We start from the raw sequence: 26,258 nt of genomic DNA on the forward strand, positions 1-26,258 counted from the left end.
AAGGAAAATCGGGATCAGTTCAGGATATCCGAACCCCAGCCCGCGGGGAGGACGGCGCCCAGGGCGGCGAGCGGCCCGCGCGCTTTGACCCCGACCTCGTCGACCTCGGCGCGGGCATCCGACCCCCAGGTGATGCCGCCGCCGGCACCGACCACCGCCGTGCCGTCCGGCTCGACCAGGATGCTGCGGATGACCATCGCCAGGTCGAGCTCGCCGTCGTCTCCGACGTACCCGAAACACCCGGCGTAGACCCCGCGGGGCCCACCCTCGAGAGCGTGCAGCCGTGTCATCGCCGACAGCTTGGGGGCGCCGGTCATGCTGCCGGCGGGGAAGGTCGCGGCGAGCAGATCGCCGATCGTCGCGCCGGGCGTGGCCGTGCCACTCACGCTGCTGACGAGCTGATGAACCGCCGGGTAGCTCTCCACCGCCCACAGTCGATCGACGCTGATGCTGCCGGCCACGCTCACGCGCGAGAGGTCGTTGCGCATGAGGTCGACGATCATGACGTTCTCGGCGCGCTCCTTGGGGCTGGCCGCGAGCTCGGCCGCCAACGCCGCGTCCTCGGCCGGCGTCGTACCGCGCGGGCGGGTGCCCTTGATCGGCCGGGTGCGGATGACCCCGCCCTCGACCCGCAGGAACTGCTCGGGACTCGCGCTGAGCAGTGCGCGCCCTCCGATGCGTATGAATCCGCCGTGATGCGCGGGGGTGGCCGCCCGCAGACGCAGATACGCCTCGGCCGCATCGCGGATGCCCGGCACCGTGAAGCGCGTCGTGAGGCACAGCTGGTACGCGACCCCGGCACGGATGAGGGCCCGGCACTGCTCGATGAGGTCGGCGTACGCGGCGGGCTCGTGCCGGCCCTGCGCGACGAGCGGACGCGCAGGGGTGGGAGCGACGGCGCTCGGAGGGGTGCGGGCATCCGCCGCCGATTCTGCGACGGGAGCACGCGCGACCCGAGCATCCGCGGCGCGCACCTCTGCGGTCCAGTCCGCGAGGTCGTCGCCCGTCGCGCACAGCCAGACGCGCTGCCGCGCGTGGTCGTAGGCCGCGATGCGCCGCGCCCGCAGCCACGACCGCGGATCGCCGGGCGCCGCCACCGGCGCTCCGGCCGCCGCTGCGCCGGACTCGTAGTCGAGCCATCCGACCCAGCCCCCGCGGAACGGCGGCAGGTCTCCCTGACGTTCGGCGTCCTCGTCGTCGGCGTCGTCGGGGGCAACGTCGGCCGCGAGCGGAAGCGATGCGGGCAGCGCGTCGATATCTCCCACCCCGACGAAGCTCCATCCGTCGACGGCGCCCGGTCCGGCGTCGAGCCAGAACACGTCGGATGCCTGCGCCTCGAGCGCGCGGAACAGGACGGCGGGGTCGTGCCAGTCGTCCAGCAGGCGGGCGCGCAGACGGTCGGGCACGTTTTCCAGCCTACGACCCGCGCCTCGGCGTATTGTCGAGCTGTGGACGACGTGTTGACCTGGCTGTTCGAGTTCATCCGGTCGATCGATCCCGTCACCCGCACCCTGGTGGCCGGCGTTGCCGTGATGCTCGAGACGAGTGTCCTCATCGGCCTGATCGTCCCGGGTGACACCGTCGTCATCATGGCCTCCATCGGTGTGCAGGGTCCGGTGCAGGCGACCATGATGGTGATCGCCGTGGTCGTGGGCGCCCTGATCGGCGAGAGCATCGGCTTCGCGCTCGGCCGCTGGCTCGGGCCGCGCATCCGCACCTCGTGGCTCGGGCGACGCATCGGCGAGAAGAACTGGCTCCGTGCCGAGCGATACCTGCAACGGCGCGGCGGCATCGCCATCTTCCTGTCGCGCTTCCTGCCCGTGCTGCACTCCCTCGTGCCGCTCACCGTCGGCATGAGCCACTATTCCTACCGACGCTTCCTCGCATGGACCGCACCCGCCTGCGTGATCTGGTCGGTCGCCTACGTGAGCGTCACCTCGCTCGCCGCCCTCACCTTCGACGAGATGGTCGACCGGGTGCACTACGCGGGGTACGTCTTCGTCGGCATCATCGTGCTGTTCCTCGTGCTGGTGTTCATCGGCAAGAAGGTGCTCGAACGCTCCGAAGCTCGGCATCTCGATGCTCAAGAGGCGGAGCCGGGGGCGGACGTGAAAGACTGAGGCAATGGCCTCTGCACCCGCGGCCCCGCGCATCCACTGGTTCGCCCGACTCGAACACCGCTTCCACGTCTGGCGCGAAGGGCGTGCGCGCAAGCGCGGCCGTACCGCGGTCGTCGTGCCGTTCCCCGGCTACGGCGGCCCGGGCTGGGTGCGCGTCGTCGGGCGGGTGCTCATCGTCCCGCCGCAGCGCAAGGGCAAGGACGGCGAGCTCGCCAGCATCCGCGGCTGGCGCAGCTTCGTGGGTATCCCCGTGAGCTTCGCCAAGGTGCGCGTGCAGCTCGGCGACACGGTGCACGAGGTCGTCGCCGACCGCGGAGGCGTCGTGGACGCGGTGCTGCACGCCGACCTCGAGCCGGGGTGGCAGACGTTCCGCATCTCGACCGAAGACCAGGAGCCGGTCGACGGCACGGCGTTCGTCGTCGCCGAGTCGACCACCTTCGGTGTGCTTTCGGATGTCGACGACACGGTCATGGTGACCGCGCTCCCCCGACCGTTCATCGCCTTCTGGAACTCCTTCGTGCTCGACGAGCACGCCCGCATCCCCGTGCCCGGCATGGGGGTGCTGCTCGACCAGCTGCTGCGACAGCATCCGGGCGCCCCGATGATCTACCTGTCGACCGGCGCCTGGAACATCGCGCCGACGCTGCGTCGCTTTCTCGGGCGCCACCTCTTCCCCGCCGGCTCCATGCTCCTGACCGACTGGGGACCCACGCACGACCGGTGGTTCCGCAGCGGCCGCGACCACAAGCTCACGAACCTGCGCCGACTCGCGACCGAGTTCCCGCACGTGAAGTGGCTGCTGATCGGAGACGACGGGCAGCACGACGAGGCCATCTACACGCAGTTCCTCGACGAGCACCCCGACGCGGTCGCGGGTGTGGCGATCCGCCGCCTGCTCCCCGCCGAGGCGGTGCTGGCCGGTGGCCGCGCGGGCGAGCAGCCTCACTCCGACACGGTCGTGCCGTGGGTGAGCGCCGAGGACGGCGCGGGCCTGCGCGACCTGCTCGGCGAGGTCGGCATCCTCGACTGACATGTTCCTCACGCGCGACGACTGGACGGTGCGCGCGGACGCGCATCGCGACCGCGCCGACGCCCTCACCGCCGACCACCGTGCACGCGCGGCGACCGGCGAGAAGCACCCGGTGTGGGACTTCCTCTTCACCTACTACTCGTACAAGCCCGCGCAGCTGCGGCGATGGCACCCGGGTGCCGCTGTCGAGCTGCGCGACGCCCCGGAACGCGCCGACTGGCGCTGGTACGCCGCCGGACGCGAGCCCGGCTCGGTCGTGCCGGATGCCGCGGCCTTCGCTCGCGAGAAGCCGGCGCTCGCACGCCTGATCGAGATCATGCTGCGGCGCACGGCGTCGCGTCCCGGTCAGTTCGGATGCTTCGGGCTGCACGAGTGGGCGATGGTGTACCGGGCCGACGAGCACCGCCACCCCGTCCCGCTCCGCCTCGGACGGGACGGCACGGATGCCGTGGTCCAGGCGCACGAGCTGCGGTGCACGCACTTCGACGCCTTCCGCTTCTTCACGCCGGAAGCAGTGCCGCTCAATCGCTCCCCGCTGACGCGCGACGACCAACCGATGCACGAGCAGCCCGGCTGCCTCCACGCCGGCATGGACGTGTACAAGTGGGCGACGAAACTCGGCCCGCTCGTACCCGGCGAACTGCTGCTCGACGCGTTCGAGCTCGCCCGCGACATCCGGCTGCTCGACATGCAGGCGGCGCCGTACGACCTCGCCGACTGGGGCGTCGAGCCCGTGCGCATCGAGACGCCGGAGGGCAAGGGCGAGTACGTGCGGCGGCAGCGCGCGTTCGCCGATCGGGGGGCGGCGCTGCGCGGCCTGCTGCTCGACGCGTGGCTCGCACCGCAACCCGCGATCGTCGCCGCCTGAGCGGCAGTGCCGGCCGCTTTCTGCGGCCGGCACTCTCCTCAGCTCTGCAGAGCCTCGGCGATGGGGAGCGAGTCGTCGGCCGTGCCGTTGCCGAAGCGGATCGTGCGCCCGATCGTCGACGGCTCGCTGAGAGCCGCGGCGATGACGGCGGCGACGTCGGCGCGCGAGACTTCGCCCCGGTCGTCGGGGTCGAGCCGGATGCGTCCGGTCGGCTCGTCGAGCGTCAGCCCGCCGGGAGCGAGGATCGTGCCGTCGAGCCCGGTTCCGCGCAGGTGCTCGTCGGCCGCCCACTTGGCGTCGGCGTAGGCGAAGAACGGGTCGTCCTGGGGCACGCCATGGTCGGCCTTCGATCCGAGCCACGAGACCAGCACGTACCGCTGCACGCCGGCGGCCTCCGCCGCCTCCATCGAGCGGATCGCGGCATCGCGGTCGACGGCGTAGGTGCGCTCGGCGTCTCCGCCGCCGGCACCGGCCGACCAGACGATCGCATCGTGACCGCGTACGAGGTCGGCGATCTCCTCGGTGCCGAGCTTCTCGACGTCGGCGACCAGGGGGTGGGCGCCGGTCTTCTCGACATCGGCGGCGTGGTCGGGGTTGCGGATGACAGAGGTCACCTCGTCGCCACGCGCGACCAGGAGGGGTGCGAGGAGCAGGGCCACGCGGCCGTGCCCTCCGAGGACGATGATGCGGGACATGCGGTTCTCCTTACTCCGGCAGCTGCGAGCTGTCGATCACGAAGGCCTGCGGATGGCCGGGGAGGTAGCGCACCACGACCGGTTGCCCGGTCAGGAGGTACGCGTCGCGATCAGGGTAGACCGCGGGGCTGAAGAAATCGTTGGACAGCGTGTACTCGGTGCCGTCGGCGACGGAGAACGTCACCCAGTCGCCGTCGACCGTACCGGTCGTGGGTCGGCCGTTGTCGTGGATGTAGGCGCGCGTCACCGGGACACCGGTCAGGCTCAGGATGCCGACGATGAGCGAAGCGAGCATCAGCACCGCGGCGACCCTCGCGACGACGACGCGGATGCCGATGAGCACGGACCCGCGGGCACGGTCGCCGTCGGGCAGGAGACCCTCGCGCTCGCGTACGCGACGCAGCGCTCCCCCGGGCACCGCGGCCTTTGACGAGAGCGCCAGCAGGCCGAAGAGGGAGAACGCCGCGATGAACACGACCGCGTACGCGTGCGAGGCGACGAAGTTCGCGATCCACATGACGGTGTCGAGGGGATTCATCGCACGGCCTCCTTCTCGATGGTGACGGCGATGGTGGCGGGGTCCTCCCGCCGGTAGTACGCCCAGATCGGCGATCCGACCTGCAACCGTCCGACGGCTTCGGGGAAGACGAAGACGGTCGTGTCGGCCTCCCACGTCGATGCGCCCTCCGGCGCGACGAGCACACGCAGGTCGAGCTCGACCTGACCTTCGCGGCGACGCCCGGTGGGCCGCACCGCGAGCACGGATGCCGGCGCCTGGAGGCCCGAGGTCCGGGCCCGCACCTGGGTGGGGTCGATCAGACCGCGGTCGATGCGCCACTGCAGCATCGCCTCGCGGACCGCGGGGTCTTCGAGATCGGCGAGCTCGACGACGTCCGGGTCGCCCGGGCGGTAGCGCACCGGGAGGGCGAGTCCCTCGCGCAGATTGCCGAGTTCCGTCGGCGGCACGAGCATCCGCAGCTGGCCGATGAAGTCGTCGCCCTCCTTCGGTGCCACCCGGATGAAGAGGTCGTACTGCGGGACATCGTTGATCGAGGTGCCCGTCGGCGCGGTCTCGACGATGCGGCCGACGCCGATCTCGGGTGCCCCGGCACCGATGCGGCGCCGGCGCGGTCCGCGCCCCGCTCCCCCGAATGTCAGCAGGATGCCCCAGGCGACGCCGATCATGATCGTCGCGGCGGGCGAGTCGCCGTCGGCGAACGGCAGGATCGAGTCGCGCTGGTCGATACCGAACAGGCCCTCCCCCACCCAGATCCCCAACCAGGCGGTCAGGAGCAGCCAGACGATCAGCAGGATGACGCGGAGCATTACTTCAGCGTATCGAGGGAACCGCGGCCAACGCGTCACGCACGCCCTTCGCCGCCGAGCGGCCGGCGCGATTCGCACCGATCGTGCTCGCGGAGGGGCCGTATCCGACGAGCTGGATGCGGCGATCGGCCACGGCGGTCGTCCCCCGCCCGTCACGGTCGAGCCGGATGCCGCCCTCGGGGCTGCGCAGGCGCAGCGGTGCGAGGTGCGCGATGGCCGGCCGGAACCCCGTCGCCCAGAGGATCACGTCGACCCGCTCGAACGCACCGTCCGCCCACCGCACGCCGTCGGGTTCGATGCGCACGAACATCGGCCGCCGTGCCGCGTAGACGCCCTGGCGCTCCGCTTCGCGCTCCTGCTCGCGCAGCATCAGGCCCGTCACGCTGACGACGCTTTCGGGCGGGAGCCCGCGGGCCACGCGCTGCTCGACGAGCGCCACGGCAGCCGCCCCGGCCTCGGGGGTGAAGTCGTCGGTGCGCCAGACCGGCTCGCGTCGCGTGGCCCAGAGCACCTCGGTGACGGGTGCGAGCGCACCGAGGAACTGCACCGCCGACGCACCACCGCCCACCACGAGGACCCGTCGTCCGCGGAAGTGCTCGGGACCGGGATAGTCGACGGTGTGCAACTGCTCGCCGAGGAACGTCTCCATGCCCGGATAGTGCGGCAGGAAGGGATGCGTCCAGGTGCCCGTCGCATTCACGAGCGTGCGCGTCCGCCACTCGCGCTCGCCCGCGTGCACCCGCAGCACGCCGTCGACGTCGTCGACGCGGTCGACCTTCACGGGGCGCACGATCGGGAGCCCGTGCCTCTGCTCGTAGGCCGCGAAGGACGCGGGCACGACGAGGTTCGCGCGGCGCCCATCGCGGGCCGGGGCGGCGTCGTCGGGCAGCTCGGCGACGCCGTGCACGTCGCGCATCGTCAGAGCATCCCACCGGTGCTGCCACGCGCCGCCCGCCGCCTCGTCGGCATCGAGCACGAGGTGGTCGATGCCGAGCCGCTGCAGGTGGTACGACGCCGAGAGGCCGGCCTGGCCCGCGCCGATCACGATGCTGTCGAGGATGCTCACGCTGACGACAACGCACGCGGCGAATCCGTTGTTCCGCCCGACGCGCCCGGGGTGCGGCCCCGGATTGGTGCTCGCGTCGCCCGGTGTAGTACGCTTTTCGAGTTGCCCCGAGTGATCGGGAGCGATTCTGGGCCTGTGGCGCAGCTGGTAGCGCACCTGCATGGCATGCAGGGGGTCAGGGGTTCGAGTCCCCTCAGGTCCACAACGAAACCCGCGAGAGATCGCGGGTTTTCTTGTTTTCCAACCCTGCGATCGGCGCACCGAAACTCCCGACGCGTCTGATCTACTGACGCGTCGTCTCCGACTGTGCGCTCGTGCGCGCCGCGGCGAGCCTGATGTTGTTGCGCGAGATGGCGCGGATATTCAGCGCGCTCGATATCGCGAGCAAGCCCATCGCTGCGGCCGTCCACCACACGGTTCCACCGACGGCCCCGGTCAGCATGAGGATGACGCAGAGGGTTCCGAAAACGAGGGCGAACGCGAGGCCCCACCAGTTCCATGTCGTGCTTCGCCATTGACCGTTCATCTCGTCCACGTTCGCATCGCTCCAGTGCGGGCGCAACCCCACCTCGGGCACCTCTTCCCGCGTCGGCTCACGCGTCGACGACGAGCTGCGGGCTGAGCGACCGCGACACGCAGGGGTACATCGTCGACGAATCCTGGTCGACGGTGAGGGAATCGCGGTGCTCCGGGTTTCCGTCGAGCACGCTCACCGCACACGAACCGCAGACGCCGCGCAAACAGGAACCGCGCACCTCGACGCCGGCGTCCCGCATGGCGTCGAGCATGGACCGTTGGGCCGGTACCTCCACCGTGATGCCCGACCTGCTGCACACGACCGTGAACGCCTCGTTCGGCCGGCGCTCCCGCGGTACGGGTTGGAAACGCTCGACATGGATGCTGGCACCGCTGGGCAGTTGGCCGTCGAGCGCGCGGAGCGCGTCGATGAAGCCCTGGGGACCGCAGGCGTAGACCGCGGTACCCGGCGCGGTGTCGGAGACGAGGCGGGCGAGGTCGAGCCGTCCGTCCTCGCCGCTGACGTGCACGGTGACCCGGTCGCCGAGCGTGTCGAGATCTGCAGCGAAGGCGACGTCATCGGGGCGTCGTACGAGGTAGACCATCTGCCAGTCGGCACCCTCGGCCGCGAGGTGCCGGGCCATGGCGAGTATGGGCGTGATGCCGATTCCAGCCGCGACGAGCAGGTACGACGGGGCGTCCGCGAGGGCGAACAGGGTGCGAGGTGGTCGCACCCACACCCGGCTCCCCACGCGGAGGAAGGAGTGGATGTAGTGCGAGCCCCCGCGCGACGACGGCTCACGCAGTACGGCGATCCGATAGCCCGTCACATCGGCGGGATCGCCGCACAGCGAGTACTGGCGTTCGTGCCGCGTGATCAGCTGCACGTCGATGTGCGAGCCCGGCACCCACGGCGGCAGCGGGGAACCGTCCGGCGCTGCGAGGCGCACACTCACGATCGAGGGGGTCTCCCGCACGATCTCGGTGACGACGAGCGGCATCATCCCTTCGCGAGAGCGCATTCAGTACAGCACCTTGTACGCACCGGCCATCGCGCCGTCGATCGCATCTCCGACCGAAGCGTCGTAGCCGGACGTGCTCGCCCAGATCTGCCCGGACGTCGGCACCTCCTCGGCGAGGTCCTGCGTCTCGGGATCCCAGAGGCCCGCCCGCAGCAGGGCGCGTCCGCAGTGCAGGTAGACCTGCTCCGTGCGCACGACGATGGCGAGGTCGGGAACCGAGTGGTCCTGCTCGAGCATCGCGAGCAGGGACGGGTCGTCCGTCACGGTGGCGGTGCCGTTGATGCGGAGGGTCTCGGTCATCCCCGGGACGAAGCACAGCAGCCCCACGTGGCCGTTGTCGAGGATGTTCGTCATCGAATCGGCGAGCTTGTTCCCCAGCCGGTCCGGGATCACCAGCGTCCGACGGTCGAGAGCCCGCACGAAGCCGGGATAGTCACCCCGCGGCGAGCAGTCGCAGTTGCCGGCGGCATCCGCCGTCGACAGGCAGCAGAACGGCGAATGCGCAAGGAAAGCCAGGCAGTTGTCATCGAGGTGGTCGATGATCTTCTGCACCGTCGGAGCCTCGACGTCTCCCAGGGCCGCGCGCATGCCGCTGAGGTCGACGGGGCGAAACTCTCGAACGTCCATCTCTCCACGCTAGACGCGGATGCCCGCGACGTCTGCGTCGCATCGACACAGGCAGCGGGTCCCTGACTATGCCGTGAACACAGCCGAGGGCAGACCTTCGGGCCGACGTCCGCACGGTGCGCCCCTTGGAGGTGGGCTACTCTTGAACATCGTTCAGGTGAACGCTGTTCAGGAAGGTCGTCATGTCCGAAGCCGCTCCCCTCGCCCCCGCCCGCCCGCGCTCCGGCGCGGCCGACCTCGCACGCATCGCGATCTTCGCCGCGGTCATCGCCGTGCTGGGGTTGCCCGGGTCGTTCACGATCCTCGGCCCCGTGCCCATCACGGCGCAGACGCTCGGTGTGATGCTCGCCGGAGCGATCCTCGGCCCGTGGCGCGGCGCGGCATCCGTCGGCGTCTTCCTGCTGCTCACCGCGATCGGTGCGCCGCTGCTGGCGGGCGGCCGCGGCGGGATCGGCGTGTTCCTGGCGCCCTCCGCGGGGTACCTCGTCGGATGGCTTCCGGCCGCATTCGTCATCGGCGCTCTCGTGCACGCCGGGCGGCGTCGTCCGACGGTGCTGCGCACCTTCGCCGCGAACGTCGTGGGCGGCATCCTCGTCGTGTACGCGATCGGCATCCCGGTGCAGAGCATTCTGACTCGGATGCCGCTGGGCGAGACGGCGCTCACCAGCCTCATCTACCTGCCGGGCGACCTGACCAAGGCCGTGATCGCCACCACCGTCGTGATGGCCCTGGTCACCGGCTACCGGCGAGCGTTCCCGGTCGAATGGAACGATGCACCGCGGCGAACGCCCCGCGCCGCGAGTGTCGACGGATCATCGCGACGGTGATCTCGCTCGTCGCCGGTGACGCCCCTGACCTGCTCGAGCGGTTGGCGCGCGTGCGTCACTCCGGGAATGCGCCACTCGTCACGGATCCGCGCTGGCCGCGAGCGCAGCTCGACGCAGTCGCGGATGCGGCTCGACGGGCATCGGTCCCCGACGATGTCGGGTGGGCGGCGCTCACCTCCGGTTCCAGCGGCCAGCCGCGCATCGTGCTGCGGTCCGCCGCGTCCTGGGCGGCGTCGTTCCCCGCGGTGGAACAGCTCCTGGGCACCCATGAGGACGACCGCATCCTGCTCCCTGCTCCCGCAAGCTCATCGTTGACGCTCTTCTCGCTCGCGCATGCGCTCGGTGGCGGTCCGCGACCGTGCGTGCCCGGGAGCACCGCCGACCCGGATGCCGTCTGCCTGCACGCCACACCCCAGGGTCTGCGTACCGTGCTCGACCGAGGCCCGGCGGCGACGCCGCGCCTGCGCACCGCACTCGTCGGCGGGTCTGCTCTCGATGCATCGTTGCGGCAGAAGGCGGAGAGTCGGGGCATCCGCGTGGTCTCGTACTACGGCGCCGCGGAGCTCTCGTTCGTCGCGATCGACGACGGAACCGGGTGGCAGCCGTTCCCCGGAGTCGAGATCGACATCGTCGACGACGAGCTGTGGGTGCGCTCACCCTTCCTCTCCGCGGGGTATGCCGACGGAGGTTCCCCGGGGCCGCTGCGGTGGAACGGAGCCTGGGCGACGGTCGGTGACCGAGCACGATGGGTGAACGGATGCCTCGATCTGCTCGGACGTGCCGACGAGGCGATCCTCAGCGCCTCGGCGACGATCCGCCCCGATGAGGCCGAGGCGGTGCTCCGGTCCGTCCCCGGCGTGCGCGACGCCGTGGTGTTCGGCGTTCCCCGGGGCCGGGTGGGATCGCTCGTCGCGGCTCTTCTCGAACCAGACCCGCCGGGATGGGACCGGCCCGTTCTCCGTGCGACGGTGCGGGGGCAGCTCGCCCCGGCGCACCGTCCGCGGCGATGGTTCGCCGGCGCTCTCCCCCGCACGGCATCCGGAAAGCCCGCGCGAGCCGAGGCGCGGCGCCGGGCGCTCGCGGGCGAGCTGGCGCGCTATGCCTGACGCCGTCATCCTCGCGGCGCGCCGCACACCCTTCGCCACGCGCGGCCGGCGTCTGGCCGACGTTCCGGTCGAGCATCTCGCGGCGCCCGTGCTGCGTGCGGTCGTGGCGGATGCCGCGATCGACGTGCCCATCGCCGACGTGACGCTCGGCAACTGCCGGGGGCCCGGTGGCAACCCCGCGCGGGTCGCGACGCTCGCGTCCGGGCTGGATCCGCGGATCCCCGGGGTGACGATCGACCGGCAGTGCGCCAGCGGACTCGCCGCCGTCGTCAGCGCCGTGACGGGCATCCGGGCGGGCGACGACCGGGTGCACCTCGCCGGCGGGGCGGAGAGCGCGTCCACCGCTCCTCTGCGCAGCACCGCGGACAGGGTGCACGACCGGGCGCCGTTCGCGCCGGACGGCTTCGACGACCCCGACATGACCGTCGCGGCCGACGATCTCGCGGCCCGGTTCGGCATCAGCCGCGGTCGCCAGGACGCGCAGGCGGAACGGAGCCATCGCCGAGCCATCGCCGCCCGCGACGCCCGGCGGTTCGACGCCGAGATCGTCGCCATCGGTTCACTGCGCGCCGACGACGCCATCGGCGCCGCCCTTCCCGTGCTCTCCCGGCTGCGCCCGCTGCATCCCGGCGGCACCGTGACGGCGGCCACGGCCACGCGGGTGAGCGATGGTGCTGCAGCCGTGCTCGTGGCCCCCGTCGGAGCGCGCGAAGGCCGCCCCGGACTGCTCGTGCGCGACACCACCGCCGTCGGCTGCGACCCCGCTCTGCCCGGGCTCGGAGCGGCGTTCGCGGTCGATGACCTGCTGCAGCGCCAGGGCGTCGAGCTGGGCGGCATCGGCGCGATCGAGATCGTCGAGGCTTTCGCACCGCAGATGCTCGCGATCTGCGACCACCTCGGGATCGTTGAGCACGGCCCGCGCCTCTGCGCCGACGGCGGTGCTCTCGCCCTCGGCCACCCGTGGGGTGCGAGCGGCGCGGCCGCGGTCGTGCGTCTGTTCTCGCGGCTGATCCGGGGCGGAGCCCCCGCCGGCACGCTCGGTGTCGCGGCGGTCTCCGCCGGCGGAGGAATCGGTGTCGCGATGCTCGTGGAGGTCGTGCGATGAGCGGTGTCCCTACCCTCGATCTCGCCGACGTCGATGTGCTGCGCAGTGGCGTCGCCGTGCTGTCGGGCGTCACGCTGCGCTCCGAGGCCCGCACCATCGCGGTCATCGGGGAGAACGGCTCGGGCAAGTCGACCCTCGCGCGGATGCTGAGCGGGCTCGTCACGCACACCCGCGGTACGGCACGCGTGCTCGGCCTCGACCCGCAGCAGGACGCCTCGGCGCTGCGGCGGCGGGTCGCCACGGTCTTCAGCAATCCCGACACGCAGATCGTCATGCCCACGGTCGCCGAAGACGTCGCCTTCTCACTCCGTGCTCTCCGGCTCCCGCGCGCGGAGGTCAGCACGCGCGTCGATGCCGCTCTCGCCCGCTTCGGACTCTCACCCCTCCGGGATGCCGCCGCCCACGAGCTGTCCAGTGGCCAGAAGCAGCTCCTGGCGGTGGCGGGCGCGTTCGTCCGCGATCCCGACCTGGTGATCGCCGACGAGCCGACGAGCTTCCTCGACGCCCGCCATGCCCGGACGGTCGCCGACCACCTGCTCGCCGACCAGGGGCATCGCACCCTCGTCGTCACGCACGACCTCGCGCTCGCTCAGCGGTGCGAGGCCGCGGTGCTGTGCGAGGGCGGGCGGGTCGTGCAGGTCGGCGATCCCGCCGCAGTCGTGAACGCGTACGAGGCGAGCCTGGGATGCTGAGCGTCTACCGCCCCGGCACGGGGCTGTTGCACCGACTCCCGGTGGGGCCGAAGGTGCTGTTGCTCACTGCGCTGAGCACGGTCGCGCTGCTCGCCCCGAGCACGTGGCGAGGAGCGGCCCTCGCCGGTGCAGTGGCGCTCGCGACCTCGCTCACCGCGGCGATCGGGAGCGGCGGCCTGCGGGATGACATCCCCCGGCAGCTGTGGGCGATGCGGGCGATGATCGTGTTCCTGCTCGTGAGCCAGACGATCTTCTTGGGGCTGGAGGCCGCCTGCGCCACCACGGCGCGGCTGGTGGCGGCCGTGCTGGTGGCGGGACTCCTCGTGCGCACCACCCCGCTCGCGGAGCTGCTCGGCGCCGCCGAGCACGTGCTGCGCCGACTCCCCCTCCGGCGGGGTGCGGCCGAGAGGGTGGCGCTTCTGCTGGTGGTGACGGTGGGAATGGTGCCGACGCTCGTGCGGCTCGGGCACGAGGTGATCGACGCACAGCGGGCGCGCGGAGGGCGCGCGGGGCTGCGCATCTTCGTCGTCCCGTTCCTCGTCTGCGCGCTGAGGAGCGCCGATGAACTGGGAGAGGCGTTGGCGGTCCGCGGAGTCGACTGACCGCGGTGTCAACGGTCTTCTCGCGCTCCCTGATCGCAACTAAGAAGGGGGTTCGTTCCCCAGGATTGGAGCTCCTCATGAGCACGCCCCACGACGACACCACCGAGCCGCGCGACTACGACGGCCCCGACTCCGACATCGCGTCGGGCAACATCACCGACGCCGACTTCGCCGCGCCCCCGACGCGGTCCGACGACGACGAGCCATCGGACCGCACGGCCGACTAACCGCCCGACGGGTTGTCGACGGGGGTGCCGTCGTCGTCGAGAGTGTGCGCCGTCGTGGCTTCGTCGGCCTGCTCGGGCTTGTCGCTGCTGCCGGCATGCTGCTCGTCTGCGGCAGACGTCTCGGCATCGTGCGCGTGATCGCTCATGGTGTCCTCCTCGATCGGAACGGCGACCGTACCCCGGCCCTGGCGACCGGCGGAAGGGGTTGACCTCCTGCCCCTCGCGCCCCAGACTGCGCCGGGTGCCATGGCGATGCCCTCCCGCGCAAGGGGGGAGACGGATGTCGGAGGCCGCCCATAGTCTGCAAGGGTGAACGACCCTGCGCATACCACCCAACCCGAACACTCCTCCGACGTCCTGTGGGCGTGCGTCGAAGACGGCTTCCATGTCGGCAGCCGCGGCGGCGACTTCCTCGGCTACGTCGATCGTCAGCCCGACGGCCGCTTCCGTGCCTTCGATGCGCGCAGCACGGCACTCGGCGACTTCGCCACCCTGAGCGACGCGACGCACGCCGTCAGCACCACGTCCGCCCCGTCCGTCCCCCTCGCCAGCGCCGGCGACTCCCGGATCGGTACGGCCGAATGAGCGGTGGCCTCGTCTCGCTCGTCTATGCCAGCACGGCCTCGCAGCCGTTCCGGGAGACCGCCCTCGAAGAACTCCTCGCGACCTGCCGACGCCTGAACGCCACACGCGATGTCACCGGCATGCTGCTCTACCGGGGTGGACGCTTCATCCAGATCCTCGAGGGCGCCCGCGACACCGTCGACGAGCTGTTCGCCAAGATCAGCCGCGATCCCCGTCACCACGACGTGCGGATGCTGATCGAGGAACCGATCGCCGAGCGCCGCTTCGTCGAATGGACGATGGGCTACCACGCGTTCCGTGCCGACCCCGCGGGGTCGCCGTCGGGCTATCGCGATTCCTTCGCCGACCTCGAATCCGGCGTCGACCGTGAAGCGGCGCGACGCGCGCTGGCCGAACTCACGCTGTGGTTCCGCGTGCGCAGCCCCCGCGCGAGCGACGTCGCGAGCTAGGGCTTGTCGACAGCGGCGAGCATCTCGGTGTAGCCCGACACGTACGTCGGATGCTCGAGGTCGCCGAGCGTGCGCCGCAACAGCGCTCCATCGAGGATGTGCCCCGACGCCTCGTCGACGGGAGCAGCGGGCGGCGCGGGCACGCCGAGCCGTGCGGCGAGGAAATCGACGACCTCGCCGAGCTGCACGGGCTGCTCGTCGGTGGCATGTAGCAACGCGGGCGGCTCCGGCGTGCGCAGGAGCAGGTGAAGCGCACGGACGAGATCGGCCTCGTGGATGCGGTTCGTCCAGCGCCGGCGATCCACCGCGCGCCCCTCGCGCACGGTGCGGAGGAGGAAATCGCGTCCGGGTCCATAGATTCCGGAGGGACGGATGACCGTTGCGCCGAACATCTCGACGGCCGCTCGTTCGCCGTCGCGCAGGGCACGCGAGCGATCGCTCGTGAGCGGCGGCTCGTCGTCCTCGGTGATCGGTGTCTCGGGCCCGACGCCCGCGAAGACCCCGGTCGATGACACGAAGACCGTGCGCTCGGGAGCGTCGGGGAGGGCGCGTTCGAGGTGCTGGAGCATCCGGCGGTAGCCGTCGACCTCCTCCCCCGGCGGCATCGTCACGACCATCGAATCCACCCGGGGCAGTCGCCCGTCGAGCGGCCGGGAGACGTCGGCGACGATCCCCTGCACGCCCTGCGGGAGCGGAGCATCCGTGCGCCGCAGCGCGATCGCGTCGGCGCCCTCAGCCTCGAGCAACGGCGCCAGGGCGGTGCCGAGCTTGCCGTAGCCGACGAGCAGGGTGCGGCCGGCGTCGCGCGGGCCCGAGGATGTGCTCATCCCCTCACCCTGCCACAGCCGACCGACACCGCTCGACGCCCTCTCAGTCGTTCGACGGGGGCAGCGTGACGACCTCGTTCTCGGCGTCGTACTGCTCACCTGTGATCTTCGACTTGACGAAGCTGAACAGCGACGCGATGCGGCCGCCGGGGCTGTCCCAGTACTCCGCCGTCTCGGCCGAGAACTTCAGCAGACCCACATCGGGGTCGTTCGGTCCGTTCGGGAACCAGGCCTCGACCACCGGGTTCCACAGCTCATCGATCTTCGCGCGATCCTCGACCAGCGAGGCGCGACCCGACAGCGAGACCCACGAGTCGTTCGAGCTGAGCGACACGCCGACGCGGTCGTCCGCACGCAGGTCGGTCACGAAGGTAGCGCTCTTCGCGACGAGGAACCACAGGTCGCCGTCGAACTCGGCCTCCTGAACGGTGAGCGGGTGCGCGACGAGGCGGTCCTCGGCGTTGCGGGTGGTGAGCATCGCGAACCGGAAGTCCTTGATGAGCTCGGCGACGCGCTGGGTGGGGGTCTGATCTGTCATGGGTGCGGTCCCTTCCGAGCCGCCGGGAGCGGCGGCCTCGCGACCAGCGTGGGGCGTTCTGGCGATGCGCGCCAGGGGCTTGCGATCATCGGGACGCCCGGATAGAAAGGCCGAGCTGGCGATCTCCACCGGGGCGATCGAGCCGATGGCCGGGAGGCGCACGTGATGGGACTGTTCCGACGACCCGAGTTGCTGATCATGGAGGAGGACGATTCGCGTCTGTGGTCGCGGGGCTGGGGTCTCGTCGCCACGCGGAGCCTGCAGACGCTGGCCGTTCTCGCCGTGGTCGCCGTCGCCGTGCTGGTCATCACGCAACTGTCGCTCGTGTTCATCCCGGTGACGATCGCGCTCATCCTGGCCTGCGCGATCCACCCCCTGGTCGCCCTCATGCGGCGGCACGGCGTGCCGTCGATCCTCGCCACCTGGATCGCCCTGATCGGGATCATCCTGGTGCTCGGGGCGGTCGTCTGGGTGATCGTGCTCACGGTGCGATCGCAGTGGGACGACCTCGTCGACTCCGCCACGGACGGCATCTCCCAGGTGACCGCGTGGCTCGACACCCTCCCCTTCGACATCCAGTCCCTCGACCTCGACGACCTGTGGGCCAGCGCGCAGGAGTTCCTCACGAGCGCATCGTTCGGTCGCGGTGCGCTCGCGGGCGTCTCGGCGACCGCCAGCTTCTTCACGGGGCTCGCCCTGATGATCGTTGTGCTGTTCTTCTTCCTGAAGGACGGTCCGCGCATCTGGGAGTTCCTCCTGCGCCCCTTCTCCGGCCGCAGCTACGAGCGCGCTCGCCGCATCGGTGACAAGACCGTCGCGACGTTCGGCGGGTACGTGCGCGGGACGTCGATCGTCGCCGCGGCCGACGCCCTCGGCATCGGCATCGGTCTGGCGATCCTGCAGATCCCCCTCGCCATCCCGCTCGCCGTCATCGTGTTCCTCACGGCGTTCATCCCCCTCGTGGGGGCGACGGCCGCCGGCATCCTCGCGGCTCTCGTCGCTCTGGTGACCCACGGGCCGGTCGCCGCGCTCATCGTGGTCGGCATCGTCGTGCTCGTCAACCAGCTCGAGGGCAACTTCCTCCAGCCGGTCGTGATGGCGCGCTCGTTGAAGCTGCACGCCCTGGTCATCCTGCTCGCTCTGACCGCGGGCACGATCCTCGGTGGCATCGTCGGGGCGGTGCTCTCGGTTCCGCTGGCCGCCGCCGCCTGGGGTGTCATCACCGTGTGGGACGGCCCGCACACCCCGGCGCGTCCGTTCCGGCAGAAGCGGCCCGAGACGGTCGACGGACCGGAGCACGCCTCCTAGCGGCGCGTCGCGGGCGCGTCAACCGACTCCCCGCTCGTCTCCGACGGTCGTACCGTCGGAGACCTCACCGACGAGAGGAGCATCCGATGACCACCAATCCCCCGCCCCCGATCCCCCCGGTCCCGCCGCTGGGCGGCGACGACGAGGGGACGGACGTCCCCACCCGCGAGGTCGACGGCGAGCGCGAACTCGACGAGGACGCGAACCCCGACCTGATCGACAGCGCCGACGCTGACCGCATCGCCGCGGAAGGCGACTGATCGGCCGCACGAGCGGTCGACGGTACGACGAAGGGGCGGGCCCGGATCTTCCGGGCCCGCCCCTTCTCGGTTCGCGTCGTCAGTTCGCCAGCAGCGGCGGCAGCGACGGGATCGGCACCGGCCGGGTGGCCCGGTTGGTGCGGTTCGGCGCATGCATGCGCTCGACGTCGGCGAGCACCTCGAAGGCGTTCGAGTAGCGCATCGCGAGGGGCAGGTCACGCACCCACACCACCTCGACCTCGGTCTCGGCGAACTCGTACACGCACGCCACGATGTGACGCGGGTCGTTCGCAGGGAAGCGCTGGTCGTTGATCACCCACTCGGTGGGGGTGATGCGACGCAGCACGTAACGCGGCTCTGGATCTCCTGACATGACGGCCCTCCAAGACTCATCCCCCGTACTCGATGAGTCTCCGCGAGGAGCGCCGGGGCGGCCAGGGCCTTGACAGATCTGCAGAAGCATGCCGATCTGGAATATCGGCTTACGCCTCGCTGCCGCCCGCGGAGGCGACCTGCGCTCGCCACCACGGGGTCTCGATGAAGCCGCGTTTCATGAACACGAGTTCCATCGCCGCGGTCCACCCTCGCACTCCTTTGAGGTGCGCGATCGTGCCGGTGAGGAAGTCGTGCAGCGTCTCGGTGCTCGGCAGGATGATCTCGCAGTACAGCGAGTTCTCCTCCAGCGCTGCGGCGAGGAAGCGGACCGACACGTGCTGCGACAGCGTGCGCGCGACCGCCGCAAGACGCGAGGGTTCGACGCGCAGCATCAGCAGCGTCTCGGCGCTCATCCCGAGCGCGGATGCCGGCACCATGGTGACTGTGGTGAGGCATCCGGCGGCCCGCATCCGGTCATAGCGGCGCCGCACGCTGCTCTCGTTCATCTCGAGCTTCGCCGCGATCGACAGGAACGACGCGCGCCCGTTCTCACTCAGCTCGCGCACGATCGCCCGGTCGGCGTCGTCGAAGTGCGTCGGATCGCACGTGTTGGGCGCCGGCATGAAGGCCTGCGGATCGCTCGCCACCTCGGCATGCGTGTCGTAGAGCTGACGGCCCCAGTCGAAGCTGACCTTGTACGTATGCACCACGAGGTCGCTGCGCCAGCGCTCGACCCCGGGGATGCCCTGCAGGTCGGTGAGCACGTGGGCGTAGGTCGCGGAGTCGCCCGGGATGACGACCTCGGCGAACACGTCGAACTTGCCGGTCACCAGCGTCACGAAGCGCACGTACGGCGAGCCGATCAGGGCCTCGGCGACGCCTAGTTGCCGACCGGGAGTGCAGTTGATGCGCACGAAGAACGTCTCGACGTGCCCTTCGCTCCCGAGCGTCGGCACGATTCCCACGCGCACAACGCCTTCGGCGAGCAGCTGCTGGCCGCGCCGGGTGACGGTCGAGACGGATGCCCCGGCGAACTCGGCGATCGACGTCCAGCTCGCCCGTCCGTCCTGCTGGAGTGCGACGACGATGCGCCGATCGAGGTCGCTGACCTCACGTCCCCCCTGGAGCGCGCTCATGCCGTCGGCGGGTACACCCGGTGCAGGAAGCTGCGCACCGTGTCCGTCCACGCCTCTGCCTCCTCGATCTGGGGCGAATGCCCCGACTTCTCGAACACCACCATCTCGGAGTCCGGGATGAGCTCGGCGATGGTCTCGCTACACGATACTGGCGTGATCCAATCGGTCCGCCCCACGGTGATGAGTGTCGGGACCGCGATCTCGTGCAGGCGCGGCTTCAGATCGTAGTTCGGGAGGTTCACCGAGAACGCGTAGTTGTGCGCGCGGTAGCGGTACGGCGTCGCCTGCACCTTCCGTTCGACCGCCTCGGGGTCGTAGGTGAAGTCGTACAGCGGCAGGATCTCCCGCCAGCAGTCCTTCAGGTCCTCGTCGTCCCGCACCTGCCCGACGTCGATGCGGTCGAACTTCTCCATGTCGATGTCGACGCGGTCGGAGGCCAGCGCGTTCTCCCGCGCCAGATGCGCGTTCGAGTTGTCCGGCGACGTGTCGCGCAGCACGAGCGCTGCCACCCGGTCGGGATAACGCAGCGCGTACTCCATGGTCATGAAGCCGCCGTAGGAACCGCCGGCCATCACGATGCGCTCGGCGCCGATCCACTGCCGCAGGCCGTCGATGTCCGCCGCCCACTGCTCGTGGCTGTACTCCCCCTCGCCCTCGCTCTGACCGCTGCCGCGCGCATCGAACACGACGACACGGTATTCGTCGGCCAACCGACCGAAGCTCGCACGCGGCTCTGCCCGGGAGCCCAGCCCCGGCGCGCCGTGATGAGTGATGATCACCGGCGCGCCCTCGGGTCCGAGCACCTCCACCGCCAGGTGGTTGCCGTTGATCTCGACCCACTGATGGTCGCTGGTGGCCGCGGCGAACTCCGGCGAGACCTCGGGGGTGGATGTCATGTCGTCCTCTTTCTGGGTGGTCCTGGATCCGTGGATCAGAGTGCGATGGTGCACGCGTCGAGATCGCGCGGGAAGGTGGTGAGCGCCTCGGCGCCGTCGGCGGTGAGGAGCATGCTGTCGCTGATGCGGTAGCCGGCGTGTCCCGGCACGTAGATGCCCGGCTCGTTCGAGACGACCATGCCGGCCGTGAGCACGGTGTCGTCGCCGTCCTCGAGCCAGGGGGCCTCGTGCATCCCGAGGCCGATGCCATGGCCCTGTCGATGGCGGATGTACTCGCCGAGGCCCGCATCGCGGATCACGTCGAGGCACAGCCTGTTCGCCTCCCGGCATTCGAGACCGGGGCGGAGCGTCTCCCGCCCGACGCGCTGCGCCTCGTGGATGGTGTCGTGGTATCGACGTTGCGCCGCGGTGGGCTCGCCCAGCACGAAGGTGCGCTCGCCCTCGATGAATCGTTCGCCGACCGCGCATCCGAGCGACAGCATGAACGTGTCGCCGGCACGCAGCCGGTTGACCGTCGGCAGGCCGTGGGGGAAGGCGGAGTTCGCCCCCGAGTACACCAAGCCTCCGGCCAGCAGGGAGGCCACGACGATCTCGCGGTGCTCGGCGTACATGATGCGCGTGCCGGTGGCCGTCACGTGACGCTCGAGCTCCGCCTCGGTGGGCAGCTCGCCCCCGGCGGCGATCGCCTCGGTGACGAGTGCGACGCCGGCGTCGAGCATCCGGTCGGTGATGCGTGCCGCCTCGCGGTGCAGCGCGATCTCCTCGTCGAACTTCACGAAGCGCGCGCGGGTGAGCAGGTCGGATGCGCGGAGCTCGGCGCGCGGCATCGCCGCCCGCGCGGCCGTCAGGCGCCGGTACGACATGCCAGGGGCGAAGCCGACGGCGCCCCGCGGCGACACGGCTGCGGCGAGCGCCGAGAACGGCGAGACCACACCGGGGTACTCGAAGAACGTGACCGACTCGGCGCGGGCGCTCTGGGACGCCGCATACTCGCGTTCCAGCTCGGGAAGGAGCAGCACGACGCCCCCGTCGGCGGCGAGCCAGGCGGCGACGGGGCGCTCGGAGGGGTGGTGGAAGAACCCGGTGAGGTAGGCGATGTCCTCGGGGTCGTCGGTGAGGAACCCGTCGAGGTCCTCCTCCGCCATCGCGGCGACGACGCGCTGCTGCACGCGATCGTAGAAGGCGGGGTCGAGCCGTTGCGAGAGACCGGTCACGGTGCTCCTCCTAGCGGGCCAGGTGGCGGGGGTTGCGGGCGTCGTTGTACGCGATCGAGAGCAGCGTCGCGGAGAGCACGAGGATGAGGATCGCGATGGACGGGAACAGAGTCAGCCACCAGGCGCTGACCATCGCCCCGGCCTGCTGCGCCTCGTAGAGGATGCGCCCCCACGACCAGGTGGTCGGGTCGCCGAGGCCGAGGAAGGCGAGTCCGGCGGCGGAGAGCACTGCCCGGGAGGCGGTGACGACCACCGAGACGACGACCACGGGGGTGACGGCGGGGAGCACGTGCCGGGTGATGATCCAGAACGGCGACGTGGTCATGAGCCGCGCGGCGTCGACGTACGGCAGCCCGACGACCGTGAGGGCCTGCGACCGTACGAGGCGGGTGACCTCCGGCCAGGAGAACGCCGCGACGACCAGGATGATCGTGGTCGTGCTCGGCCCGACGAGCGCCGCGATGAGGATCATGAGCGGCAGCACCGGAAGGGAGAGCGTCATGTCGACGATGACGCTGAGGATGCTGTCGAATCGCCGGAAGTACGCGCCGATGACGGCGATGAGGGTGCCGAACACGATGGCGATCACCGAGGCGGCCACGGCGACGAGCACACTCTGCTGCGTTCCCCAGATGACCTCGGAGAACACGTCGCGGCCGAGCGCGTCGGTGCCGAACCAGTGCGCACCTCCCGGCGGCCGGAGCACGTCGGGCCCGTAGCTCGCCGGGTAGGGGGCGATGAGCGGGGCGGCGAGCGCGACGACGACGAGGAGCAGGAGGAGGGCGAGGGAGATCATGCCCAGGGGGTCGCGGCGGAACGCGCGCCAGGTGTGGGCGCTCGCCCGCTCGCTGCCGACGGCGGCCGGTTCGGTGGGCTGCAGGTTCTCGGTCAGCGGCAGCGGAGCGGTCATGACGTCTTCACTCTCGGGTCGAGGTAGCCGTAGATGATGTCGGTGAGTGTGTTGGCCACGACGACCGTGGCGGCGAGGAGGAGGAACGCGCCCTGCAGCACGGGGAAGTCGAGCTGCGTGACGGCCTCGTAGATGCCGCGGCCGATGCCGGGGTAGGCGAACACCGTCTCGGTGAGCACCGCGCCCCCGACGAGGAATCCCAGCTGCAGTCCGATCAGCGTGGTGGTCGGCAGCAGGGCATTGCGCAGGGCGTGCTTCCAGAGGATGCGGCGGCCGCGGAGCCCGTTCGCCCTGGCGAGGAGGATGTAGTCCTCCCCGAGCGTCTCGATCAGCGTGGAGCGCATGGTGAGCACGTAGGAGCCCACCTGGATGAGCATGAGCGACACGGCCGGGAGCACGAGGTGACGGGCGACGCTGAGGTACCAGTCCATCCCGTAGGTGTTCGTCGCGTACGCACCGCCGATCGGGAACCAGCCCAGGTTGAGCCCGAAGACGAACAGCAGCAGGATCGCGACGCTCGGCACGAAGAGGGACTGCCCCGTCACCCCGAGCACCTGCACGGCCCGGTCGACGAATCGGCCCTTGTGCGAGGCGGCGGCGACGCCGAGAGGGATGCCGATGACGATCGTGAGCGCCAGGGCGGTGAGCGTCAGCAGCAGCGTCCACGGCAGTCGCTGCAGCAGCACGTCGAGCACCGGGATGGACTGGGTGAACGAGATCCCCAGATTGCCCTGCACGAGCTGCCACATGTATAGGCCGTACTGGACGATGAGGGGCTGGTCGAGGCCGTACTGCTCGAGGATGGTCGCCCGGATGGCATCCGTCATGTTGGGGCTCGCGAGCGCGAGTGCCGGATCGCCGGGCAGGAGCCGCAGCAGCAGGAACGTCACGGTCACGGCGAACCAGATCGTGAGCAGACCTCGACCTGCGCGACGGAGAATGAACGATGCTCGGGACACCCGGGCGACCTTCCTCGAGAGTGGGGCGGGTTTACTCGGCCGGGTACGCGCTCGCCAGGGAGAGCGGGTTCACGATCGAGAGCAGCTCGCTCGGCTTCGAGATGAAGCCGGCCCATTCGTCGCTGGCGGCGAAGAACAGGTTCTGCGTGTACATGATGTTGTCGTAGACCTGCTCGTGCACGATCTTGTTCGCCTCGCGCATAATGTCGATCTTGTCGTCCTCGTCGAAGGTGACCATGCCCTCCTCGATCAGGGCGTTCAGTTCGGGGTCGTCGACGTGGGTGTAGTTGATCGCCCCTCCGGGGAGGTACGACAGGGCGAAGTTCGTCACCGGGTCGTCCATGATGGCGAAGTTGCCGGCGTAGATGTCGTAATCGCCTTCGCTCGTCATCGACAGGTAGGTGTTGCGCTCGGTGCCCTGAAGCTCGATGGTGATGCCGGCCTCCGCCGCACTGTCCTTCACCATCTGCGCCCACTGGCTCGTCACGCTGTCCTGAAGCGAGTAGATGAGGCGGAACGACACGGGGAACGTTCCGTCGGCATCCGCCGTGTACCCGGCCTCCTCCATGAGCTCGCGCGACTTCTCGGGGTCGAACTCGTATTCGGTGACCGAGTCGTCGTAGTACTTCGCGAGCACGGGCATGAGAGCGCTGGAGCCGGTCGACACGGCCTGCCCCTGCAGCACGACCGTACGGATCGCCTCGTAGTCGACCGCGTGCGCCAGTGCCTGACGCACCTCGGTCTTCGACAGGTCGGGCTTCTCCATGTTGTAGACGAGATGGGCGTAGCCCAACCCGGCTGCTTCGATGACCTGCAGACCGTCGCTGCTGCGCAGCTGCTCGACCTGCGCCGGCGGCAGGGCGTTCGCGATCACGTCGATCTCACCGCTCTGCAGCGCGAGGATCTCGGTGTTCACGTCGGGGTACACGCGGTACACCACCTCGGCGGGCCCGGGTACGCCGCCCTCGACGAGCGGGTAGTCCTCGACGCGGTCGAGCGTGTAGTGCTGGCCGACCTGGAAGTCGCTGAGGATGAAGGGTCCCATCCCCACCCAACCGCCGTCGCTGCCGTCGTTGGCGAACTCGGCGATCGACCCCTGGGGCTCGAACACGTGCTGCGGCACCACCACGCCCCAGAACCCGATCTCCTCGACGATCGACGAGTCGGGCTGCGTCAGCGTGAGTTCGACACGGGTGTCAGAAACGGCGGTGGCGGTGTCGAGGTTGCCCAGCTGCCCGAAGAACGTGCCCGGCGCCTGATCGCGCTTGACGGCATTCAGGGTCCAGGCCACGTCCTCGGCGGTCAGCGGCTCGCCGTCGCTCCAGGTGAGGTCGTCGCGGATCTCGTAGAAGCCGGTGGTGTCGTCGACGTAGCCCCAGTCGGTGGCGACGTGCTCCTCCTTGGTCCCGTCGTCTCCGATGCTGAGCAGGTGCGGGTACATCAGATTCGTGATCCACGAATCGGTGCGGCTGTTGCCCAGCACCGGGTTGAAGTTCACGACGTCGGTCGTCGTGCCGATGCTGAGCGTCTCGTCGCTCGGACCGGCACTTCCACCGGACTCCCCCGGCTCGGGCGCCGTGGGGGCGCACGCGACGAGACCGACCGCCAGTGCGGCGGCGGCGCCGAGTGCGAGATACCTGCTGTTCTTCATCAGACCCAGACCTCCTCGAGGACGCGCATGGTGTTGCCGCCGACGACCGCGCGGATCTCGTCGTCGGAGTAGTCGTGCTTCACGAGCCAGCCGATGATGTTGTAGAACGCCTCGGCGGGGTTCTCGATCCCGTCGACGTACGGCTGCTTCTCGTACTCGACGTTGGCGTGGGCCTGGCCGAGAGACAGGTTCGACGAGAACGCGTCGTGCAGACCGACGTGATCGCCGAACAGGGTGTCGGGGCCGAAGCTCACGTGCTCCAGGCCGACGAGGTCGACGCAGTACTGGAAATGGTCCATGACCGAGTCGAGGGAGTGCTTCGGATGCTGCGGCGAGATGGTCGTGTGCGGCGCGGCCTCGATGCCGATGACGCCCCCGCGCTTCGCGCACTCGATGATGGTCTCGTCGGTCTTCATGCGGTTCGTCGGCCAGAGACCGCGCGCACCGGCATGCGTGATGAACACGGGGACCTTCGAGTGACGGACCACGTCGAGACAGGTCTGGTCGCCGGAGTGCGAGATGTCGATCGCGATGCCGAGCTTGTTCATGCGCTCGACGGCGCGCTCGCCGAAGTACGTCAGCCCGCCGTCGCCGCGCTCCTTGAGCCCGCCGCCGAGCATGTTCGCTTCGGAGTACGCGATGCCCATCTGCCGCACGCCGAACCCGTAGAGCACGTCCAGCCGGTCGACCTCGTTCTCGATCATCGTCGCGGCCTCGAGCGCGAAGATGTGGGCGACGCGGCCCGTCTCGGCGGCGTGACGGATGTCCTTGATCGACTCCGCCTTGATGACGAAGTCCTGGTGTGCGAGGTCGGCCATCCGCACGCCGAGGTCGAACAGCACGTCCTGGTACTTCCATCCCGCGTCGCTCGAGATGCAGCAGGTGCCGTCCATGCCGTTGTCGAAGACCGCGGTCAGGCCCGAGCGCGAGAGCCCCTGGTAGCCGGTGGGTTCGCGACCCTGACGGATGTGGTCGCGCAGCTCGCCCATGTCCTCGGGGAAGACCTGCACGTGCTCGTGGAGCGAGATCACGGTCTCTTCCCGCAGCAGGCGCTCGGTGCGCTCCTTCTGCGCGTCGCTGAGTTCGAGGCCCTGGTAGGCCGGCACGCGACCGATCTGCGCCGCGTAACGGAACTCGCGGTAGTCCTTGCCTGCCTCCAGGTACTCGTAGGCGGTGTACCCGGTGTAACGGTCTGCTGGTTCGAGCACGGATGCGCTCCTTCGTCTCGGTGGTGCGGGTGACTCCGCCGGCAGTCGGCGGGAGATTTCCTCGAATCTCACAGATTTCGGCGCGAACGTCAACTGTTGTGATGATTTTCGGC

General features: G+C 70.2%; 32 protein-coding genes and 1 tRNA gene. 14 read left to right on the forward strand and 19 right to left on the reverse strand.

Features of this window, described 5'->3' with window-relative positions; genetic code table 11:
• Positions 1–14 precede the first annotated feature (14 nt).
• Complete coding sequence (locus RWS82_RS06295; RefSeq protein WP_314647886.1) at positions 15–1,406, reverse strand: anthranilate synthase component I family protein; 1,392 nt, start codon at positions 1,404–1,406, stop codon at positions 15–17.
• Positions 1,407–1,448: 42 nt separating this feature from the next.
• Between RWS82_RS06295 and RWS82_RS06300 the strand changes: the two genes are divergently transcribed.
• The 3 genes from RWS82_RS06300 to RWS82_RS06310 are packed head-to-tail and all read left to right on the forward strand — an operon-like array spanning position 1,449 to position 4,018.
• Entirely contained in the window at positions 1,449–2,120 is a 672-nt protein-coding gene (locus tag RWS82_RS06300) for a DedA family protein (protein WP_314647887.1), read from the forward strand.
• A gap of 4 nt (positions 2,121–2,124) precedes the next feature.
• Positions 2,125–3,150, forward strand: coding sequence for a phosphatase domain-containing protein (locus RWS82_RS06305; RefSeq protein WP_314647888.1), 1,026 nt, complete (start codon positions 2,125–2,127; stop codon positions 3,148–3,150).
• Between the two features lies 1 nt (position 3,151).
• A complete protein-coding gene (locus RWS82_RS06310) occupies positions 3,152–4,018 on the forward strand; it encodes a 3-methyladenine DNA glycosylase (protein WP_314647889.1) in 867 nt (288 codons plus the stop codon).
• A gap of 38 nt (positions 4,019–4,056) precedes the next feature.
• Here the strand turns inward: RWS82_RS06310 and RWS82_RS06315 are convergent, their stop codons facing one another.
• Genes RWS82_RS06315 through RWS82_RS06330 form a run of 4 tightly spaced genes read right to left on the reverse strand, consistent with a single transcriptional unit; the run spans position 4,057 to position 7,105 of the window.
• Positions 4,057–4,713: an SDR family oxidoreductase gene (locus tag RWS82_RS06315; RefSeq protein WP_314647890.1), complete on the reverse strand. Its 657-nt coding sequence runs from the start codon at positions 4,711–4,713 to the stop codon at positions 4,057–4,059.
• Between the two features lie 10 nt (positions 4,714–4,723).
• Positions 4,724–5,251 carry a hypothetical protein gene (locus RWS82_RS06320; protein ID WP_314647891.1) on the reverse strand — a complete coding sequence of 176 codons (528 nt, stop codon included), beginning with the start codon at positions 5,249–5,251 and terminating at the stop codon, positions 4,724–4,726.
• Entirely contained in the window at positions 5,248–6,039 is a 792-nt protein-coding gene (locus tag RWS82_RS06325) for a hypothetical protein (protein ID WP_314647892.1), read from the reverse strand. The genes RWS82_RS06320 and RWS82_RS06325 overlap by 4 nt, the downstream gene beginning before the upstream one ends.
• A gap of 4 nt (positions 6,040–6,043) precedes the next feature.
• A complete protein-coding gene (locus tag RWS82_RS06330; RefSeq protein WP_314647893.1) occupies positions 6,044–7,105 on the reverse strand; it encodes an NAD(P)-binding domain-containing protein in 1,062 nt (353 codons plus the stop codon).
• A 129-nt stretch (positions 7,106–7,234) separates the two neighbouring features.
• Between RWS82_RS06330 and RWS82_RS06335 the strand changes: the two genes are divergently transcribed.
• Positions 7,235–7,307, forward strand: a tRNA-Ala gene (locus RWS82_RS06335).
• A gap of 81 nt (positions 7,308–7,388) precedes the next feature.
• Here the strand turns inward: RWS82_RS06335 and RWS82_RS06340 are convergent.
• From RWS82_RS06340 to RWS82_RS06350, 3 genes are read right to left on the reverse strand one after another with little or no spacing between them, the layout of a single operon-like run.
• Positions 7,389–7,640, reverse strand: a complete 252-nt coding sequence (locus tag RWS82_RS06340) for a hypothetical protein (protein WP_314647894.1) — start codon at positions 7,638–7,640, stop codon at positions 7,389–7,391.
• A 58-nt stretch (positions 7,641–7,698) separates the two neighbouring features.
• Positions 7,699–8,643 carry a PDR/VanB family oxidoreductase gene (locus tag RWS82_RS06345; RefSeq protein WP_314647895.1) on the reverse strand — a complete coding sequence of 315 codons (945 nt, stop codon included), beginning with the start codon at positions 8,641–8,643 and terminating at the stop codon, positions 7,699–7,701.
• Entirely contained in the window at positions 8,644–9,270 is a 627-nt protein-coding gene (locus RWS82_RS06350; protein ID WP_314647896.1) for an MSMEG_1061 family FMN-dependent PPOX-type flavoprotein, read from the reverse strand.
• A 182-nt stretch (positions 9,271–9,452) separates the two neighbouring features.
• On the opposite strand from RWS82_RS06350, the gene RWS82_RS06355 reads away from it, so the two are divergent.
• The 6 genes from RWS82_RS06355 to RWS82_RS06380 all read left to right on the forward strand — a co-directional run bounded on the left by RWS82_RS06355 (position 9,453) and on the right by RWS82_RS06380 (position 13,829).
• Positions 9,453–10,097, forward strand: a complete 645-nt coding sequence (locus RWS82_RS06355) for a biotin transporter BioY (RefSeq protein ID WP_314647897.1) — start codon at positions 9,453–9,455, stop codon at positions 10,095–10,097.
• Entirely contained in the window at positions 10,094–11,203 is a 1,110-nt protein-coding gene (locus RWS82_RS06360; protein WP_314647898.1) for a class I adenylate-forming enzyme family protein, read from the forward strand. Before RWS82_RS06355 ends, RWS82_RS06360 begins: the two co-directional genes overlap by 4 nt.
• Positions 11,196–12,308: a thiolase family protein gene (locus RWS82_RS06365; protein ID WP_314647900.1), complete on the forward strand. Its 1,113-nt coding sequence runs from the start codon at positions 11,196–11,198 to the stop codon at positions 12,306–12,308. Before RWS82_RS06360 ends, RWS82_RS06365 begins: the two co-directional genes overlap by 8 nt.
• The gene (locus tag RWS82_RS06370) at positions 12,305–13,000 is read left to right on the forward strand and encodes an ABC transporter ATP-binding protein (RefSeq protein ID WP_314647901.1); all 696 of its coding nucleotides are present in this window, start codon (positions 12,305–12,307) and stop codon (positions 12,998–13,000) included. Before RWS82_RS06365 ends, RWS82_RS06370 begins: the two co-directional genes overlap by 4 nt.
• A complete protein-coding gene (locus tag RWS82_RS06375; RefSeq protein ID WP_314647902.1) occupies positions 12,994–13,602 on the forward strand; it encodes an energy-coupling factor transporter transmembrane component T in 609 nt (202 codons plus the stop codon). Before RWS82_RS06370 ends, RWS82_RS06375 begins: the two co-directional genes overlap by 7 nt.
• A 77-nt stretch (positions 13,603–13,679) precedes the next feature.
• Complete coding sequence (locus RWS82_RS06380; protein ID WP_314647903.1) at positions 13,680–13,829, forward strand: hypothetical protein; 150 nt, start codon at positions 13,680–13,682, stop codon at positions 13,827–13,829.
• On the opposite strand, the gene RWS82_RS06385 is transcribed toward RWS82_RS06380, so the two are convergent.
• Positions 13,826–13,975, reverse strand: a complete 150-nt coding sequence (locus RWS82_RS06385) for a hypothetical protein (protein ID WP_314647904.1) — start codon at positions 13,973–13,975, stop codon at positions 13,826–13,828. The two genes, RWS82_RS06380 and RWS82_RS06385, sit on opposite strands and share 4 nt — an antisense overlap.
• 163 nt (positions 13,976–14,138) lie before the next feature.
• Between RWS82_RS06385 and RWS82_RS06390 the strand changes: the two genes are divergently transcribed.
• A complete protein-coding gene (locus RWS82_RS06390; RefSeq protein ID WP_314647906.1) occupies positions 14,139–14,414 on the forward strand; it encodes a hypothetical protein in 276 nt (91 codons plus the stop codon).
• On the forward strand, positions 14,411–14,863 hold the full coding sequence (locus RWS82_RS06395; protein ID WP_314647907.1) for a BLUF domain-containing protein: 453 nt from the start codon (positions 14,411–14,413) through the stop codon (positions 14,861–14,863). The genes RWS82_RS06390 and RWS82_RS06395 overlap by 4 nt, the downstream gene beginning before the upstream one ends.
• Here the strand turns inward: RWS82_RS06395 and RWS82_RS06400 are convergent.
• A complete protein-coding gene (locus RWS82_RS06400; RefSeq protein ID WP_314647908.1) occupies positions 14,860–15,690 on the reverse strand; it encodes a hypothetical protein in 831 nt (276 codons plus the stop codon). The genes RWS82_RS06395 and RWS82_RS06400 overlap by 4 nt on opposite strands.
• Positions 15,691–15,733: 43 nt before the next feature.
• Positions 15,734–16,228: a pyridoxamine 5'-phosphate oxidase family protein gene (locus RWS82_RS06405; RefSeq protein WP_314647910.1), complete on the reverse strand. Its 495-nt coding sequence runs from the start codon at positions 16,226–16,228 to the stop codon at positions 15,734–15,736.
• Positions 16,229–16,393: 165 nt separating this feature from the next.
• Here RWS82_RS06405 and RWS82_RS06410 point away from each other — a divergent pair, with 165 nt between their 5' ends.
• The gene (locus RWS82_RS06410) at positions 16,394–17,536 is read left to right on the forward strand and encodes an AI-2E family transporter (protein ID WP_314647912.1); all 1,143 of its coding nucleotides are present in this window, start codon (positions 16,394–16,396) and stop codon (positions 17,534–17,536) included.
• Positions 17,537–17,622: 86 nt separating this feature from the next.
• Entirely contained in the window at positions 17,623–17,796 is a 174-nt protein-coding gene (locus RWS82_RS06415; protein ID WP_314647913.1) for a hypothetical protein, read from the forward strand.
• 79 nt (positions 17,797–17,875) lie between these two features.
• Here RWS82_RS06415 and RWS82_RS06420 read toward each other — a convergent pair whose 3' ends face one another.
• The 8 genes from RWS82_RS06420 to RWS82_RS06455 all read right to left on the reverse strand — a co-directional run bounded on the left by RWS82_RS06420 (position 17,876) and on the right by RWS82_RS06455 (position 26,145).
• A complete protein-coding gene (locus RWS82_RS06420) occupies positions 17,876–18,169 on the reverse strand; it encodes a hypothetical protein (RefSeq protein ID WP_314647915.1) in 294 nt (97 codons plus the stop codon).
• A gap of 109 nt (positions 18,170–18,278) precedes the next feature.
• Positions 18,279–19,307: an Lrp/AsnC family transcriptional regulator gene (locus RWS82_RS06425; RefSeq protein ID WP_314647916.1), complete on the reverse strand. Its 1,029-nt coding sequence runs from the start codon at positions 19,305–19,307 to the stop codon at positions 18,279–18,281.
• On the reverse strand, positions 19,304–20,203 hold the full coding sequence (locus RWS82_RS06430; protein WP_314647918.1) for an alpha/beta hydrolase: 900 nt from the start codon (positions 20,201–20,203) through the stop codon (positions 19,304–19,306). Before RWS82_RS06430 ends, RWS82_RS06425 begins: the two co-directional genes overlap by 4 nt.
• 35 nt (positions 20,204–20,238) lie before the next feature.
• Complete coding sequence (locus RWS82_RS06435; RefSeq protein WP_314647920.1) at positions 20,239–21,417, reverse strand: Xaa-Pro peptidase family protein; 1,179 nt, start codon at positions 21,415–21,417, stop codon at positions 20,239–20,241.
• A 10-nt stretch (positions 21,418–21,427) separates the two neighbouring features.
• Positions 21,428–22,327 carry an ABC transporter permease gene (locus RWS82_RS06440; protein WP_314647922.1) on the reverse strand — a complete coding sequence of 300 codons (900 nt, stop codon included), beginning with the start codon at positions 22,325–22,327 and terminating at the stop codon, positions 21,428–21,430.
• Positions 22,324–23,286 carry an ABC transporter permease gene (locus RWS82_RS06445; RefSeq protein ID WP_314647924.1) on the reverse strand — a complete coding sequence of 321 codons (963 nt, stop codon included), beginning with the start codon at positions 23,284–23,286 and terminating at the stop codon, positions 22,324–22,326. The genes RWS82_RS06440 and RWS82_RS06445 overlap by 4 nt, the downstream gene beginning before the upstream one ends.
• Before the next feature lie 31 nt (positions 23,287–23,317).
• A complete protein-coding gene (locus tag RWS82_RS06450) occupies positions 23,318–24,937 on the reverse strand; it encodes an ABC transporter substrate-binding protein (RefSeq protein WP_314647926.1) in 1,620 nt (539 codons plus the stop codon).
• On the reverse strand, positions 24,937–26,145 hold the full coding sequence (locus RWS82_RS06455; RefSeq protein ID WP_314647927.1) for a membrane dipeptidase: 1,209 nt from the start codon (positions 26,143–26,145) through the stop codon (positions 24,937–24,939). The genes RWS82_RS06450 and RWS82_RS06455 overlap by 1 nt, the downstream gene beginning before the upstream one ends.
• Positions 26,146–26,258: the final 113 nt, after the last annotated feature.

Source organism: uncultured Microbacterium sp., from assembly GCF_963528945.1.
Taxonomy (GTDB): domain Bacteria; phylum Actinomycetota; class Actinomycetes; order Actinomycetales; family Microbacteriaceae; genus Microbacterium.

What these genes read in the sequence shown, in the direction of transcription:
- RWS82_RS06385 (WP_314647904.1), bottom strand. Translation starts at nt 13,975, where the DNA reads ATGAGCGATCACGCGCACGATGCCGAGACGTCTGCCGCAGACGAGCAG.
- RWS82_RS06415 (WP_314647913.1), top strand. Translation starts at nt 17,623, where the DNA reads ATGACCACCAATCCCCCGCCCCCGATCCCCCCGGTCCCGCCGCTGGGC.
- RWS82_RS06350 (WP_314647896.1), bottom strand. Translation starts at nt 9,270, where the DNA reads ATGGACGTTCGAGAGTTTCGCCCCGTCGACCTCAGCGGCATGCGCGCG.
- RWS82_RS06380 (WP_314647903.1), top strand. Translation starts at nt 13,680, where the DNA reads ATGAGCACGCCCCACGACGACACCACCGAGCCGCGCGACTACGACGGC.
- RWS82_RS06375 (WP_314647902.1), top strand. Translation starts at nt 12,994, where the DNA reads ATGCTGAGCGTCTACCGCCCCGGCACGGGGCTGTTGCACCGACTCCCG.
- RWS82_RS06355 (WP_314647897.1), top strand. Translation starts at nt 9,453, where the DNA reads ATGTCCGAAGCCGCTCCCCTCGCCCCCGCCCGCCCGCGCTCCGGCGCG.
- RWS82_RS06310 (WP_314647889.1), top strand. Translation starts at nt 3,152, where the DNA reads ATGTTCCTCACGCGCGACGACTGGACGGTGCGCGCGGACGCGCATCGC.
- RWS82_RS06450 (WP_314647926.1), bottom strand. Translation starts at nt 24,937, where the DNA reads ATGAAGAACAGCAGGTATCTCGCACTCGGCGCCGCCGCCGCACTGGCG.
- RWS82_RS06345 (WP_314647895.1), bottom strand. Translation starts at nt 8,643, where the DNA reads ATGCGCTCTCGCGAAGGGATGATGCCGCTCGTCGTCACCGAGATCGTG.
- RWS82_RS06365 (WP_314647900.1), top strand. Translation starts at nt 11,196, where the DNA reads ATGCCTGACGCCGTCATCCTCGCGGCGCGCCGCACACCCTTCGCCACG.
- RWS82_RS06395 (WP_314647907.1), top strand. Translation starts at nt 14,411, where the DNA reads ATGAGCGGTGGCCTCGTCTCGCTCGTCTATGCCAGCACGGCCTCGCAG.
- RWS82_RS06370 (WP_314647901.1), top strand. Translation starts at nt 12,305, where the DNA reads ATGAGCGGTGTCCCTACCCTCGATCTCGCCGACGTCGATGTGCTGCGC.
- RWS82_RS06320 (WP_314647891.1), bottom strand. Translation starts at nt 5,251, where the DNA reads ATGAATCCCCTCGACACCGTCATGTGGATCGCGAACTTCGTCGCCTCG.
- RWS82_RS06430 (WP_314647918.1), bottom strand. Translation starts at nt 20,203, where the DNA reads ATGACATCCACCCCCGAGGTCTCGCCGGAGTTCGCCGCGGCCACCAGC.
- RWS82_RS06305 (WP_314647888.1), top strand. Translation starts at nt 2,125, where the DNA reads ATGGCCTCTGCACCCGCGGCCCCGCGCATCCACTGGTTCGCCCGACTC.
- RWS82_RS06325 (WP_314647892.1), bottom strand. Translation starts at nt 6,039, where the DNA reads ATGCTCCGCGTCATCCTGCTGATCGTCTGGCTGCTCCTGACCGCCTGG.
- RWS82_RS06425 (WP_314647916.1), bottom strand. Translation starts at nt 19,307, where the DNA reads ATGAGCGCGCTCCAGGGGGGACGTGAGGTCAGCGACCTCGATCGGCGC.
- RWS82_RS06440 (WP_314647922.1), bottom strand. Translation starts at nt 22,327, where the DNA reads ATGACCGCTCCGCTGCCGCTGACCGAGAACCTGCAGCCCACCGAACCG.
- RWS82_RS06315 (WP_314647890.1), bottom strand. Translation starts at nt 4,713, where the DNA reads ATGTCCCGCATCATCGTCCTCGGAGGGCACGGCCGCGTGGCCCTGCTC.
- RWS82_RS06400 (WP_314647908.1), bottom strand. Translation starts at nt 15,690, where the DNA reads ATGAGCACATCCTCGGGCCCGCGCGACGCCGGCCGCACCCTGCTCGTC.
- RWS82_RS06405 (WP_314647910.1), bottom strand. Translation starts at nt 16,228, where the DNA reads ATGACAGATCAGACCCCCACCCAGCGCGTCGCCGAGCTCATCAAGGAC.
- RWS82_RS06410 (WP_314647912.1), top strand. Translation starts at nt 16,394, where the DNA reads ATGGGACTGTTCCGACGACCCGAGTTGCTGATCATGGAGGAGGACGAT.
- RWS82_RS06420 (WP_314647915.1), bottom strand. Translation starts at nt 18,169, where the DNA reads ATGTCAGGAGATCCAGAGCCGCGTTACGTGCTGCGTCGCATCACCCCC.